We start from the raw sequence: 13,014 nt of genomic DNA, 5'->3' as shown, positions 1-13,014 counted from the left end.
GACGTACAAACGCGGTCACTCGCCGGAAGTGAGGGTCCTGAGATGAGCACGAACGAAGGCTCGCTGTGGGGCGGACGGTTCGCCGACGGACCGTCCGACGCGCTCGCGGCCCTGTCGAAGTCGACCCACTTCGACTGGGTGCTCGCTCCTTACGACATCCGGGCGTCGAAGGCGCACGCGCAGGTGCTGCACGGCGCCGGGCTACTGACCGACGATCAGCGCGACGGGTTGCTCGCGGGCCTCGACAGCCTGGCCGCCGACGTCGCCGACGGCAGCTTCGAACCGCTGGTGACGGACGAAGACGTGCACGGCACCCTCGAGCGCGGCCTGATCGATCGGGTCGGTGCGGAACTCGGCGGCCGGTTGCGGGCGGGCCGGTCGCGAAACGACCAGGTGGCCACGCTGTTTCGGATGTGGCTGCGCGACGCGATCAGGCGCGTCGCCGACGGGGCTCTGCAGGTCGTCGACGCGTTGGCGACCCAGGCGGCCGCGCACCCGACCGCGATCATGCCGGGCAAGACGCATCTGCAGTCCGCACAACCCGTGCTCCTCGCGCATCACCTACTGGCGCATGCGCATCCGTTGCTGCGCGACGTCGACCGCCTGGCCGACTTCGACAAGCGGGCCGCGGTATCGCCCTACGGGTCCGGTGCGCTGGCCGGGTCGTCCCTGGGCTTGAACCCCGACGCGATCGCCGAGGATCTCGGCTTCGACACCGCCGCCGACAATTCGATCGACGCCACCGCATCGCGGGACTTCGCCGCGGAGGCGGCATTCGTGTTCTCGATGATCGGCGTCGACCTGTCCCGGCTGGCCGAGGACATCATCTTATGGAGCACAACCGAATTCGGCTACGTCACCCTGCACGACGCCTGGTCGACCGGTAGCTCCATCATGCCGCAGAAGAAGAACCCCGACATCGCCGAACTCGCCCGCGGCAAGTCCGGCCGGTTGATCGGCAACCTCACCGGGCTGCTGGCGACGCTCAAAGCTCAACCGTTGGCCTACAACCGGGACCTGCAGGAGGACAAGGAACCGGTGTTCGACTCCGTCGCGCAGCTCGAACTCCTGCTGCCGGCCATGGCGGGGCTGGTGGCGACGTTGCGCTTCGACGTCGACCGGATGACCGAGCTCGCGCCGCTCGGCTACACCCTGGCCACCGACGTCGCCGAATGGCTTGTGCGCAGGGGAGTGCCGTTCCGGGTGGCGCATGAGGCGGCGGGTGCCGCGGTGCGCGCGGCCGAAGCGCGCGGCATCGCGCTGGAAGAACTCGAGGACGCCGAACTCGCCGCAATCCATCCCGAACTCACCCCGCAGGTGCGTGACGTCCTGACCGTCGAGGGATCGGTCGACTCCCGCGACGCCCGCGGCGGCACCGCACCGACGCAGGTCGCCCGGCAGCTCGGCGCCGTGCGCGAAACCGCTGACCGGCTGCGGCTACGGTTGAGGAGATGACCGAACGCGTCGAATTCCGCTCCGGTGCGACGACTCTGGTCGGCCACCTCTACAACGGCGACCCCGACGAAACCCGGCCGTGTGTGGTGCTGTGCCACGGCTTCGGCGGCACGCAGGACACCCCGGCGTTGACGGCGAACGCGACGGAATTCGCCGCCGCCGGTTACGCGGCCCTCACGTTCGACTACCGCAACTTCGGTGAAAGCCAAGGTGAACCAAGGCAACTGGTGGATATCGGCGGCCAACTCGACGACATTGCCGCAGCGGTCACGTTCGCTCGCGGCCGCAGCGGTATCGACCCCGACCGCATCGTGTTGTGGGGCAGCTCGCTCGGTGGTGGCCATGTGGTCACGGCCGCGGCACGCGACCCACGGATCGCGGCGGTGATCGCCCAGATCCCGTTCAATGGATTCCCGAAGAAGGTCGAGGGGCGGTCGAGGGCCGCCACTCTGCGGTTGGTGTGGGCGATGACCACCGACACCGTGCGCGGCGCTCTGGGCGCATCGCCCGCTTACATCAAAGCGGTGGGAGAGCCGGGTGAGCTCGCGGTCATGGCCACTTCCGAGGCGCACCAGACCATCGAGGGCATGCAGAGCCCGACCTGGCGCAACGAGGTCGCACCGCGAGCGCTGTTCACGATGATGCGCTACAAGCCCGGCGACCATGCACCACGGGTGCGTGCGCCCGCGTTGGTGTGCATCGGCAAGCGGGACAAGGAAACTCAAGAGGCCGACGCGGCACGACTGGCGGAACTCGCGCCCCGAGGTGAGCTAAAGAGCTACGACCTCGCCCATTTCGACTTCTACCGCGACGACGTCCGGCAGCGCGTGATCGCGGATCAGATCGCGTTCCTGCGCCGGGTGCTCGCTTAGCCGCCCAGAATCAGTCGTCGTCGTTGCAGATGCTGACCTCGAGACGACCGTCGTCGACCTCGATTTCCAGGTCGAGGTCCTCAGCTCCTCTGCGGAACGAGATCTCGACCTCCTCGGGTTCCTGATCGTCGACCCGATGCGTCCAACCCTCGGCCGGCGTCACCGACTCGAGGGTGAGGCGACCGTCAGCGAACGTGACGACTGCTGACCCCGCGTCGTACACCTGGTACCGAGCATCCGGTGCGGGTTCGAGGCGGACGCATTGATTGCGGGCCGGCCGGGCGGGGGCGGCTGCTCCCGTCTGCGGCGCCGCAGGCGGCGGTGTGGTCTGCGGCGGCGGGGCCTGCGGACTGCTCGAGGGCGAGGCGGACTCCGTGACGGTCACCGTGGACTGGGGTTCGGCGCCCGAGCCGCACCCCGGCAGGAGCAGAGCGACCCCGGCGAGCGCGGTGACACCGATCGATCTGGTTGCCATGCTCCCCGGCTAGGACGTCAGCCGTCAGCGGCGGCCAGCCACGCTTCTTCGAGAGATTCCTTGCGGTTCAACAGCTCTTGGAGTTCGGCGTTGAGCTCGCCCAGCCGGACATGGTCCGCGGCGGCCTCGGCCATGGACTCGTGCAGTGCGGCGATGCGGGACTCCAATTTCTCCAGCTGCCCCTCGATGCGCGCCATCTCCTTGCCGGTGCGTCGCTCCCGCGCCGACGCCGTTTCCCCTTGCGAACCCGCCGTCGCTGCACCCGCCGTCGATGCAGGACCCGGTGACGCCGCCGCCGCCCGGTCCGACAAATACTGCTCGATTCCGCCCGGCAGCAGCTCGCAGCGACCACCACCCGTCAGCGCGTAGGTGACATCGGAGACCCGTTCGAGGAAGTAGCGATCGTGGGTGACGGCGATCAGCGTGCCCGGCCAGCCGTCGAGGTAATCCTCGATGACGGTCAACGTGTCGATATCGAGGTCGTTGGTGGGCTCGTCGAGCAGCAGCACGTTGGGTTCGTCGAGCAGCAGCCGCAGAAACTGCAACCTGCGCCGTTCACCACCTGAGAGCTCCGACACCCGCGTCGTCAGCTTGTCGCCGGTGAACCCGAAGTCCCGGAGCAACGTGTCGGCGCTGATCTCGCCACCGCCGGCCAACTCCGTGATGCGCCGCCGGTTCTCGACCGCGTCCAGCACCCGGTCGGCGCCGTCGAGTTCGGCCAGGGCCTGGCTGAGATAGCCGATCCGCAGCGTCGCGCCCCGCTTGATCGTGCCCGCCGTCGGCGCTAGCTCACCTGCCAGCAGTCGCAGCACCGACGTCTTGCCGGTGCCATTGACGCCGACCAGTCCGATCCGCGCGCCGGGCCCGATCGACCAGTCGATTTGGTCCAGCACCACGGTGTCGCCCATCTCGAGCCGCACCCGGTGCAGGTCGAACACGTCCTTGCCCAGCCGGGTGGTGGCGAACCGCTGCAGAACCAGGGAGTCCCGTGGCAGCGGTTCGTTGGCGATCAACTCGTTGGCGGCCTGGATGCGGAACTTCGGTTTCGACGTCCGCGCCGGGGGTCCGCGCCGCAGCCATGCCAGCTCCTTGCGCATGAGGTTCTGCCTGCGCGCCTCGGCACCGGCCGCCAGCCGCATCCGCTCTGCCCGCGCGAGCACGTAGGCCGCGTAACCGCCTTCGTAGCCGTCCACCTTCCCTTTTCCGCTGCTGGCATGCACCTCCCACGTCCTTGTGCACACCGCGTCGAGGAACCAGCGGTCGTGGCTCACCACCACCAGTGCCTTGGCCCGGCGCCGATTGAGGTGTGCGGCCAGCCAGCCGATCACCTCGACGTCGAGGTGGTTGGTCGGCTCGTCGAGCACGAGGACGTCATGACCGGCGATCAGCACCGCGGCCAGCGCCACCCGGCGCCGCTCGCCGCCGGAGAGCCGGCCGACCGCACTGTCGAGGGAGACGTCGGCCAATAGGTGCGAGACGACGTCGCGGGTCTCGGGTTCGGCCGCCCAGACGTGATCGGGACGGCCACCGACGATCACGTCGCGCACGATGGAATCGGCGGCGAAGTCGTCACTCTGCCGCAAATAGCCCACCGACAACCCCGAGGTGTGGGTCACCCGGCCCGAATCCGGCTCGCGGGTGAGCGTCAAGATCTGCAACAGCGTGGTCTTGCCGTCGCCGTTGCGCCCGACCACGCCGATCGCGTCGCCGTCGTCGATGCCCAGGCTGACCGCATCGAGAAGCGTGCGGGTGCCGTAGCCGACGGTCGCACGCTCGACATTGATCAGGTTCGCCATCAGCCGCCGATGATAGGTCGGCCCTGCCCGCCGGGCCCCTGTGCCATGATGACGTCGGCCGATTCGGGGGTTCTATGGCGGCCAGAAGGGGAGCGTGCGGCGTGGATCTGTCGGCGATAACGAACCCGGTCGGACGGCTGGTGGCCACCGCCCAGAACGGGCTGGAGGTGCTGCGGTACGGCGGCCTGGAAACCGGCGCCGTACCCTCGCCGTTCCAGATCATCCAGAGCGTGCCGATGTACCGGTTGCGGCGCTATTTCCCGCCCGACACGAGGCCGGGATCCAAGCAACCCGGCCCGCCCGTGCTGATGGTGCACCCGATGATGATGTCCGCCGACATGTGGGACGTCACCCGCGACGACGGCGCCGTCGGCATCCTGCACAAGGCGGGCGTCGACCCGTGGGTCATCGACTTCGGCTCACCCGACAAGGTCGAAGGCGGTATGGAACGCACGCTGGCCGACCACGTCGTCGCGCTCAGCGAGGCCATCGACACCGTCAAAGAGGTCACCGGTCGCGACGTGCATCTGGCCGGCTACTCGCAGGGCGGAATGTTCGCCTACCAGGTCGCGGCCTACCGCAGGTCGAAGGATCTGGCGAGCATCATCGCATTCGGCTCGCCGGTCGACACCTTGGCCGCGCTGCCGATGAACCTGCCCGCCAGTGTCGCGCCCGCGGCCGCCGATTTCATGGCCGACCACGTGTTCAGCCGGATCGACATCCCGGGCTGGCTGGCCCGCACCGGCTTCCAGATGCTCGACCCGATCAAGACCGCCCAGTCGCGCCTTGACTTCCTGCGTCAGCTACACGATCGCGAGGCCCTGTTGCCCCGCGAGCAGCAACGCCGGTTCCTGGCCTCCGATGGCTGGATTGCGTGGTCGGGCCCCGCCATCGCCGAGCTGCTGAAACAGTTCATCGCGCACAACCGGATGATGAGCGGCGGCTTCTCGATTCACGGTGACCTGGTCACGCTGTCGGATATCGAGTGCCCGGTGCTGGCCGTGGTCGGCGAAGTCGACGACATCGGCCAGCCGGCTTCGGTGCGCGGTATCAAGCGCGCCGCCCCGAAGGCCGATGTCTACGAATTCCTCATTCGCGCAGGCCATTTCGGGCTTGTCGTCGGATCGAAGGCATCAAGCCAGACGTGGCCGGCGGTGGCGCAGTGGGTCAAGTGGCTCGACGGCACCGGCGAGCGGCCCGAAGGCGTCAACCCGATGGCCCTGCAGCAAGCCGAACCCAACGAGACCGGCGTCTCGATCAGCTCACGCCTGGCGCACGGCACCGCCGCGGCGACCGAGATGGCGTGGACCCTGGCCCGCTCGGCTGCCGATGCCGTGGTGAGCGCCAACAAGTCGGCCAGAGCACTGGCCGTCGAGACGGCGCGCACGCTGCCGCGCCTGGCTCGGCTCGGCCAGATCAACGAGCACACCCGAATCTCGTTCGGCCGCATCATGTCCGAACAGGCCCGCGACTTCCCGCGCGGTGACTGCCTGCTGTTCGACGGCCGAGTCCACACCTATGAAGCAGTGGACCGGCGCATCAACAACGTCGTCCGAGGCCTCATCGAGGTCGGGGTACGCCAAGGCACGCGCGTCGGCGTCCTGATGGAAACTAGGCCCAGCGCACTGGTGGCAATCGCCGCGCTCTCGCGACTGGGCGCGGTGGCGGTGCTCATGCCGCCGGACGTCGATCTGCCCACCGCTGCCCGGCTCGGCTCGGTGTCCGACATCATCACCGACCCCAGCAACCTCGAAGCCGCTCGGCGACTCGATATGCGTGTGCTGGTGCTCGGCGGCGGTGAGGCCCGCGACCTCGACGTTCCCGAGGACAGCGACGTCATCGACATGGAGAAGATCGATCCGGAAGCGGTCGACCTGCCCGGGTGGTACCGGCCGAACCCGGGTCTGGCCCGCGACCTGGCCTTCATCGGTTTCAGCTCGATCAGCGGCGACCTGGTCGCTCGTCAGATCACCAACGCTCGGTGGGCGATCTCGGCGTTCGGCACCGCGTCGGCGGCCAACCTCAGCCGCAGCGACACGGTCTACTGCCTGACGCCGCTACACCACCAGTCCGCCCTGTTGGTGGCGATCGGCGGCGCCACCGTCGGCGGCTCGCGGATCGCGCTGTCGCGCAGCCTGCGACCGGACCGGTTCCTCAACGAGCTTCGCCAGTACGGCGTCACGGTCGTCAGCTACACGTGGGCGATGCTGCGCGACGTCATCGACGACCCGTCGTTCGCGCTGCACGGCAGCCACCCGGTTCGGCTGTTCATCGGTTCGGGCATGCCGACCGGACTGTGGAAGCGTGTGGTTGAGATCTTCCAACCCGCCCATGTCGTCGAGTTCTTCGCGACCACCGACGGACAAGCCGTGCTGGCCAACGTGTCCGGCGCGAAGATCGGCAGCAAGGGCCGCCCGCTGCCGGGTGCACGCGAACTCGCGCTGGCGGCCTACGACCCCGCCGAGGACCTGATCCTGGAGGACGACCAGGGCTTCGTCCGCCGCGCCGAGACCAACGAAGTCGGTGTGCTGCTCGCCCGGCCACGCGGGCCGGTCGACCCGACCGCCCCGATCAAGCGGGGCGTTTTCGCCCCGGCCGACACCTGGGTGTCCACGGAGTACCTGTTCCGTCGCGACGACGATGGCGACTACTGGCTTGTCGACAGCCGCGGACTGGTCATCCAGACCGACCGTGGCTGCGTCTACTCATCGACCGTCAACGATGCGGTCGGCTGCCTCGGCGCGGTCGACCTCGCGGTCACCTACGGGGTGCAAGCCAACGGACGCCAGCTGGCCATCACGGCGTTGGAGTTGCAGCCCGGCGGCAGCATTCCGTCTGCCGACCTGACCGAGGCCCTCGCGAACCTGGCCGTCGGCGAACCACCCGACATCGTCCATGTGGTGCCGGGGATGGCGCTCAGCGCGTCCTACCGGCCGCTGGTCAGCCCGCTGCAAGCGGAGGGCGTTCCGAAGCCGTCGCGTAACGCGTGGTACCTCGACCCCGATACGAATCGGTACAAGCGGCTGACCGTGGCGGTCCGCTCCGAGATCGCCGAAGGCCAGTAGCGAAGGTCGGTCATGACGACCTGCCGGCGGGGCCGAGCGCTGTTAGGCTCCCGCTGGCGGTAAGTCGGCAGCCTGGCGACCGCGCCACCGAGCTGGAGGATTGATGACATCGCGAACCGGTAGCTCACGCGACATCTGGCGCCGCATCGTCATCGGCGGTATGGCCGGAGGCGTGTTGACAGTCGGTGTGCTCACCGGTGTCGCGGGTCCGACGGCGGTGGCGCAGCCCGCCGAGCCGACCGTTCAGACCGAGGCGCCCGAGCCGCAAGCCGACAGCCCGAAGAGACCATGCACCGGCGACGACTGCAACAGGGCCGAGGAGACCGCGCCGAAGGTGAACGCTGACCAGGTACTGCAGATAATCCACGAGGAGTACCGGCAGGGCGACGGCGGCGGCCAGGTCTCTGTGCTGATCGACGACGCCGTGAAGCTGCGCAAGCTGGGCTTCCGGCCCTCCAACGCGAACGCCATCGCGCTCAAGGAGGCCCTCGAGGACCGGCCGAATCAGACGCCGCTGGTCGAAGCGCTCAAGGAAACGATCACCCACCAGCGCAAGATGCAGGCGCGCGCCGCGCAGCAGGCCGCTGCCGGCGGCGGGTCGATCGCCGGGATTCCCGTCACGCCCGCCGTCCCCGTCCCGGCCGGCTGATCGCCGTGGCCCTCGACGAGAAACTGCTCGACATCCTGGTATGCCCGCAGGACCGGGGCTCCTTGCTGCTCATCGGCGACGAATTCCTCTACAACCCGCGGCTGCGCCGGGCGTATCGCATCGACGATGGCATCCCGGTGCTGCTGATCGACGAGGCCGTCGACATCACCGATGACGCCGAGCATCAGCGGATGCTGGATCGCGCATCAGGTGAACCCGGGTAGCTCTCCGGTGAGGTAGCGCTGCAGGTTCGGGGCAATGGTGTCGACGATCTGGTCCACCGGCAGCGATTTGAACGGCTCGAGTTCGAGGATGTAGCGGGCCATCACCACGCCCACCAGTTGCGAGGCGACGAACTGCACGCGGACCGGTCCGCTGCCCGGGGGATCGTCGACGCGCGAACCGACTTCTCTGGCGATCACCTCCTGCAGGAAGGACCGCACCAACGAGGTGTCGTTGCCGGCGATGATCGACCGCAACGTCGCGATGAAACCCTTACCCAGTTCCGAATCCCACAGCGGCAGCAGAAGGGACGGCAGCGTGCGGCCGATCTCCTCGACGGGGACTTGCTGCAGCGGGCCGATGACCTGCATGGGATCGATCGGAATGTGAATCGCCGCGGCGAACAGCTGGGTCTTGGTTCCGAAGTAGTGATGTACCAGCGCGGGGTCGACGCCCGCCGCCGCCGCGATCGCGCGGATCGAGGTCTTGTCGATACCATTGCGCGCGAACAACTCCCGCGCACTGTTCAGGATCCGTTCACGGGTATCGGACGGCCCGGGTGGGCGTCCCGGCCGTTTACGTTCGGCGTTGGTGGTCAACGTAGTCACGGTGTCCTTCGTCGTAGCGTGGCCGCGGCCAGGCAGAGGGAGACGACCGCGAAGCCGATGACGACCGCGACGTCGCGCACCACGGTGAACGTCGGCTCTGCGTATGCCCCGACCTGTTGCAGCGCCTCCAGAGCGTAACTTGCCGGCATCACGTTGCTGATCCACTGCAGCCACTCCGGCAGCACGGCGCGCGGCACGATGATCCCGCACAGCAGAAGTTGGGGGACGATCACCACGGGCATGAACTGCACGGCCTGAAATTCGGTGCGCGCGAACGCGCTACACAACAATCCCAACCCGACTCCGAGGACGGCGTTGATGATCGCGATCGTGAAGACCCACACCGGGCTGCCTTCGGTGTGCAGGCCGAAGAACGCGTAGGACACGACGCACGCGATCGTCGCCTGAGCTGCGGCGGCAAGCGAGAACGCGGTGCCGTACGCCGCGAGCAGGTCGAGCCTGCGCAGGGGAGTGGTCAGGATCCGCTCCAACGTGCCCGAAACCCGTTCCCGCTGCATCGTTATCGATGTGATCAGAAACATCACCACCAGGGGGAACAGACCGAGCATGATCAGGCAGGCGGTGTTGAACGGACTCGGTGCGCCGGGCGGGTGCGGGGAATTCTGAAACATGAAGTACATCAGGGCGATGACCGCGCTCGGCACGATCAAGATCATCGCGACACTGCGGTGATCGGTGGCGAGTTGGCGCAGGATGCGGCCGGTGGTGGCCAGGTACGCCTGCGGACTCAGTCGGCTCCGGCTGCGCTGGCTGCGGTGCTGCGCTTGATGACGGACAGAAACGCCTCCTCCAGTGACTGACATCTCGTGTCCTCTCGTAGTTTCGAGGGCGTGGTGTGGGCGAGCACCCGGCCTTCACGCATGAGCAGCAGGTCGCCGCAGTGGTCGGCCTCGTCCATCACATGGCTGGAGACCAGGAGAGTGGTCCCTTGGCGGGACAGCTGCTGAAAATGGGCCCACAGCTCCACGCGCAGAACGGGATCGAGTCCCACGGTGGGTTCGTCGAGCACCAGCAGATCGGGATGCGAGACCAACGCACACGCCAGCGAGACCCGCGTACGTTGGCCTCCGGAAAGGTTGGCCCCCAACGCTGTTCTGTGGTCGTTGAGCCCTACGGCGGTTACGGCGTCGTCGGCGGAGTCGGCGCCGGTGCCGTACAGCGATGCGAAGTAGCGGACGTTGTCGATGACCCGTAGGTCGTCGTAGATCGTGGGGTTCTGGGTGACATAGCCGACGCGGTGGCGTAGGCCGGCCGAGCCGGCCGGTTTCCCTAGCACCGTCACCGTGCCGGAACTGATGATCTGGGTGCCGACAACGCTTCGCATCAGCGTCGTCTTGCCGCAGCCGGATGGTCCGAGCAGGCCCGTGATCGTGCCGGGGGCGACGGACACCGTGACGTCATCGACTGCCAGGCGATTACCTCGGATGACCCGCAGGTTCCTGATCTCAACGGCCGGAGAAACACGCTGCTCGAGTAATTCATCAGCCGATGAAGTCATCATGTGATGAAATATCCTCGCGCTGCGCCGTCGTGTCAAGAGCCTCCGTAGGATCGCCATCGATGAATCGAAAAGGCCCGGTCGACGGTGACCACTGAACTGTTGTCGGTCGACCCGCTGACCGCTGCCCACCGACTGCTCGGCGCCGACCTCACCTGCCGCGGGGTCAGCGCAATGATCGTCGAGGTCGAGGCCTACGGCGGGCCACCGGACGGACCGTGGCCCGACGCCGCCGCCCATTCGTACCGCGGACCCGGAACGCGCAATCGCGTGATGTTCGGCCCGCCGGGGCGGCTGTACACCTATCGCAGCCACGGCATCCACGTCTGCGCCAACGTCGTGTGCGCGACGGACGGTGTGGCAGGTGCCGTGCTGCTCAGGGCCGCCGCCATCGAGGCGGGTTTGAGCGCCGCATACGCCCGCCGCGGAGATTCGGTCCGCCCCGCTGCGCTGGCTCGAGGGCCGGGCAACCTGTGCTCGGCACTGGGAATCACGATGGAAGACAACGGGATCGACATCTTCGGCCCCGACAGCCCGATCCAGTTGACGCTGGGTGAGCGGCATGTGGCCGCCGAGGGGCCGCGCGTCGGCGTGAGCAAGGCCGCCGACCGTCCCTGGCGATTCTGGCTGGAAGGCCGACCCGAGGTGTCGGCGTATCGGCGGAGCCCGCGGGCACCGGCTCCCGGAGAAAGCGACTAGTACGGAAAGATCGCACGCATGGGTACGTCGATCCTCGACGAATTGGAGTGGCGCGGGCTGATCGCGCAATCCACCGACCGTGACGCGCTGGCCGAAGCACTTGGGGCCGGACCGGTCACCGTCTACTCGGGCTTTGACCCGACCGCTCCGAGCCTGCATGCGGGCCATCTCATCCCGCTGCTGACACTGCGCCGCTTCCAGCAGGCGGGCCATCGGCCCATCGTTCTGGCAGGCGGTGCGACCGGCATGATCGGTGACCCCCGCGATGCCGGGGAGCGCACGCTGAACACCGCCGACACCGTCGCGGAATGGGCGGACCGTATCCGCGGGCAGCTCGAGCGCTTCGTCGAGTTCGACGACACCGACACCGGGGCCGTCATCGAGAACAACCTGTCGTGGACCGGCCCGCTGTCGACGATCGAGTTCCTGCGCGACGTCGGCAAGTACTTCTCTGTCAACGTCATGCTCGACCGCGACACCGTCCGGCGCCGCCTCGAGGGCGAGGGCATCTCCTACACCGAGTTCAGCTACATGCTGCTGCAGGCCAACGACTATGTGGAGCTGCATCGGCGCTACGACTGTTCTCTGCAGATCGGCGGTTCCGATCAGTGGGGCAACATCATCGCCGGCGTCCGGCTGGTCCGCCAGAAGGACGGAGCCACGGTGCACGCCCTGACCACCCCGTTGGTGACCGACTCCGAAGGCAAGAAGTTCGGTAAGTCGACCGGAGGCGGCAGCCTGTGGCTGGACCCCGAGATGACGAGCCCGTACGCCTGGTACCAGTACTTCATCAACACCGCCGACGCGGACGTCGTCCGCTATTTGCGTTGGTTCACCTTCCTGGCGCCCGAGGAGTTGACCGAGCTGGAACAGGCGACGGCGGAACGGGCCCACGAACGTGCCGCGCAGCGACGCCTGGCGCGCGAGCTCACCACGTTGGTGCACGGCGAAGCCGCGACGCAGTCCGTCGAGCACGCCAGCCAGGCTCTTTTCGGCCGGGCCGAGCTGGCAGAGCTGGACGAGCCGACACTGGGTGCCGCGCTGCGCGAGGCCGCCGTAGCTCAGCTGGACCCCGGCGGGCCCGACACGATCATCGACCTGCTCGTGGCCAGTGGGCTCTCGCCGAGCAAGGGTGCCGCCAGGCGCACCGTCGCCGAAGGCGGCGTCTACGTCAACAACGCCCGGGTCGATAGCGAAGAATGGGTTCCACAGCCCGCTGACTTCCTGCATGAGCGGTGGCTGGTGCTGCGTCGCGGTAAGCGCAACATCGCCGGCATCGAACGGGTGGCTTGAGGGCTCGAGCGAGGCGGGAACAATAACGCGGGGGGAAGCGTTGAACCCCTCGGTAGGAGCCAACGCACTCCGGTGCGCGCGACGGGTATCGATCTGAAAAACCCGTTCTATCAGGCCATTTGACTCCTACTTTTCCCTCACGTAACTTATGGACTCGTCGCTGCGACACGGGCCAAGCCCGAAGAGCGCGGCGACTCCCAGAGGGAAATCCCACTTCGGTGGGTTCCTGAGCGTCCGCACTACGAGTACGCGGCTTCAAAGCCGCGGACTAGTGGCGCGGCCGTGCGGGTGTGTTGTTTGAGAACTCAATAGTGTGTTTGGTGGTTTTTGTTTGTTGTTGTTTTTTGCCATGCCCTGTTTT

12 protein-coding genes are annotated in these 13,014 nt (G+C 67.6%); 7 read left to right on the top strand and 5 right to left on the bottom strand.

Annotated elements, in window-relative coordinates; translation table 11 throughout:
* The first annotated feature begins 42 nt into the window (after nt 1-42).
* On the top strand, nt 43-1,455 hold the full coding sequence (gene argH / locus A5759_RS00085) for an argininosuccinate lyase (RefSeq protein ID WP_068192315.1): 1,413 nt from the start codon (nt 43-45) through the stop codon (nt 1,453-1,455).
* Nucleotides 1,452-2,327: an alpha/beta hydrolase gene (locus tag A5759_RS00080; RefSeq protein WP_068192311.1), complete on the top strand. Its 876-nt coding sequence runs from the start codon at nt 1,452-1,454 to the stop codon at nt 2,325-2,327. The genes argH and A5759_RS00080 overlap by 4 nt, the downstream gene beginning before the upstream one ends.
* A 10-nt stretch (nt 2,328-2,337) precedes the next feature.
* Here the strand turns inward: A5759_RS00080 and A5759_RS00075 are convergent, their stop codons facing one another.
* Both A5759_RS00075 and A5759_RS00070 read right to left on the bottom strand, forming a co-directional pair.
* Nucleotides 2,338-2,802 carry a hypothetical protein gene (locus A5759_RS00075; protein WP_068192307.1) on the bottom strand — a complete coding sequence of 155 codons (465 nt, stop codon included), beginning with the start codon at nt 2,800-2,802 and terminating at the stop codon, nt 2,338-2,340.
* 17 nt (nt 2,803-2,819) lie between these two features.
* Nucleotides 2,820-4,598: an ABC-F family ATP-binding cassette domain-containing protein gene (locus tag A5759_RS00070; RefSeq protein ID WP_068192305.1), complete on the bottom strand. Its 1,779-nt coding sequence runs from the start codon at nt 4,596-4,598 to the stop codon at nt 2,820-2,822.
* A 74-nt stretch (nt 4,599-4,672) separates the two neighbouring features.
* On the opposite strand from A5759_RS00070, the gene A5759_RS00065 reads away from it, so the two are divergent.
* The 3 genes from A5759_RS00065 (at nt 4,673) to A5759_RS00055 (ending at nt 8,536) form a co-directional block, all read left to right on the top strand.
* A complete protein-coding gene (locus tag A5759_RS00065; RefSeq protein ID WP_369816142.1) occupies nt 4,673-7,663 on the top strand; it encodes an acyl-CoA synthetase in 2,991 nt (996 codons plus the stop codon).
* Between the two features lie 103 nt (nt 7,664-7,766).
* On the top strand, nt 7,767-8,312 hold the full coding sequence (locus A5759_RS00060; protein WP_068192298.1) for a hypothetical protein: 546 nt from the start codon (nt 7,767-7,769) through the stop codon (nt 8,310-8,312).
* Nucleotides 8,312-8,536, top strand: a complete 225-nt coding sequence (locus tag A5759_RS00055; protein ID WP_174522812.1) for a Trm112 family protein — start codon at nt 8,312-8,314, stop codon at nt 8,534-8,536. Before A5759_RS00060 ends, A5759_RS00055 begins: the two co-directional genes overlap by 1 nt.
* Here A5759_RS00055 and A5759_RS00050 read toward each other — a convergent pair.
* The 3 genes from A5759_RS00050 to A5759_RS00040 are packed head-to-tail and all read right to left on the bottom strand — an operon-like array spanning nt 8,519 to nt 10,664.
* A complete protein-coding gene (locus A5759_RS00050) occupies nt 8,519-9,133 on the bottom strand; it encodes a TetR/AcrR family transcriptional regulator (RefSeq protein ID WP_066850440.1) in 615 nt (204 codons plus the stop codon). The genes A5759_RS00055 and A5759_RS00050 overlap by 18 nt on opposite strands.
* A 5-nt stretch (nt 9,134-9,138) precedes the next feature.
* On the bottom strand, nt 9,139-9,966 hold the full coding sequence (locus A5759_RS00045) for an ABC transporter permease (protein WP_082961885.1): 828 nt from the start codon (nt 9,964-9,966) through the stop codon (nt 9,139-9,141).
* Entirely contained in the window at nt 9,891-10,664 is a 774-nt protein-coding gene (locus A5759_RS00040) for an ABC transporter ATP-binding protein (RefSeq protein WP_068192292.1), read from the bottom strand. The genes A5759_RS00045 and A5759_RS00040 overlap by 76 nt, the downstream gene beginning before the upstream one ends.
* Nucleotides 10,665-10,748: 84 nt before the next feature.
* Between A5759_RS00040 and A5759_RS00035 the strand changes: the two genes are divergently transcribed.
* Nucleotides 10,749-11,360: a DNA-3-methyladenine glycosylase gene (locus A5759_RS00035; RefSeq protein WP_068192289.1), complete on the top strand. Its 612-nt coding sequence runs from the start codon at nt 10,749-10,751 to the stop codon at nt 11,358-11,360.
* An 18-nt stretch (nt 11,361-11,378) separates the two neighbouring features.
* Nucleotides 11,379-12,653: a tyrosine--tRNA ligase gene (gene tyrS / locus A5759_RS00030; RefSeq protein WP_068192285.1), complete on the top strand. Its 1,275-nt coding sequence runs from the start codon at nt 11,379-11,381 to the stop codon at nt 12,651-12,653.
* Nucleotides 12,654-13,014 lie beyond the last annotated feature (361 nt).

Origin of the sequence: Mycobacterium sp. 852014-52144_SCH5372336 (genome assembly GCF_001665615.1) — a bacterium.
Taxonomy (GTDB): Bacteria; Actinomycetota; Actinomycetes; order Mycobacteriales; family Mycobacteriaceae; genus Mycobacterium; species Mycobacterium neumannii_A.
This window is presented reverse-complemented; position numbering and strand designations above follow the sequence as displayed.

What these genes read in the sequence shown, in the direction of transcription:
- A5759_RS00070 (WP_068192305.1), bottom strand. Translation starts at nt 4,598, where the DNA reads ATGGCGAACCTGATCAATGTCGAGCGTGCGACCGTCGGCTACGGCACC.
- tyrS (WP_068192285.1), top strand. Translation starts at nt 11,379, where the DNA reads ATGGGTACGTCGATCCTCGACGAATTGGAGTGGCGCGGGCTGATCGCG.
- A5759_RS00040 (WP_068192292.1), bottom strand. Translation starts at nt 10,664, where the DNA reads ATGATGACTTCATCGGCTGATGAATTACTCGAGCAGCGTGTTTCTCCG.
- argH (WP_068192315.1), top strand. Translation starts at nt 43, where the DNA reads ATGAGCACGAACGAAGGCTCGCTGTGGGGCGGACGGTTCGCCGACGGA.
- A5759_RS00075 (WP_068192307.1), bottom strand. Translation starts at nt 2,802, where the DNA reads ATGGCAACCAGATCGATCGGTGTCACCGCGCTCGCCGGGGTCGCTCTG.
- A5759_RS00045 (WP_082961885.1), bottom strand. Translation starts at nt 9,966, where the DNA reads ATGTCAGTCACTGGAGGAGGCGTTTCTGTCCGTCATCAAGCGCAGCAC.
- A5759_RS00080 (WP_068192311.1), top strand. Translation starts at nt 1,452, where the DNA reads ATGACCGAACGCGTCGAATTCCGCTCCGGTGCGACGACTCTGGTCGGC.
- A5759_RS00060 (WP_068192298.1), top strand. Translation starts at nt 7,767, where the DNA reads ATGACATCGCGAACCGGTAGCTCACGCGACATCTGGCGCCGCATCGTC.
- A5759_RS00065 (WP_369816142.1), top strand. Translation starts at nt 4,673, where the DNA reads ATGGCGGCCAGAAGGGGAGCGTGCGGCGTGGATCTGTCGGCGATAACG.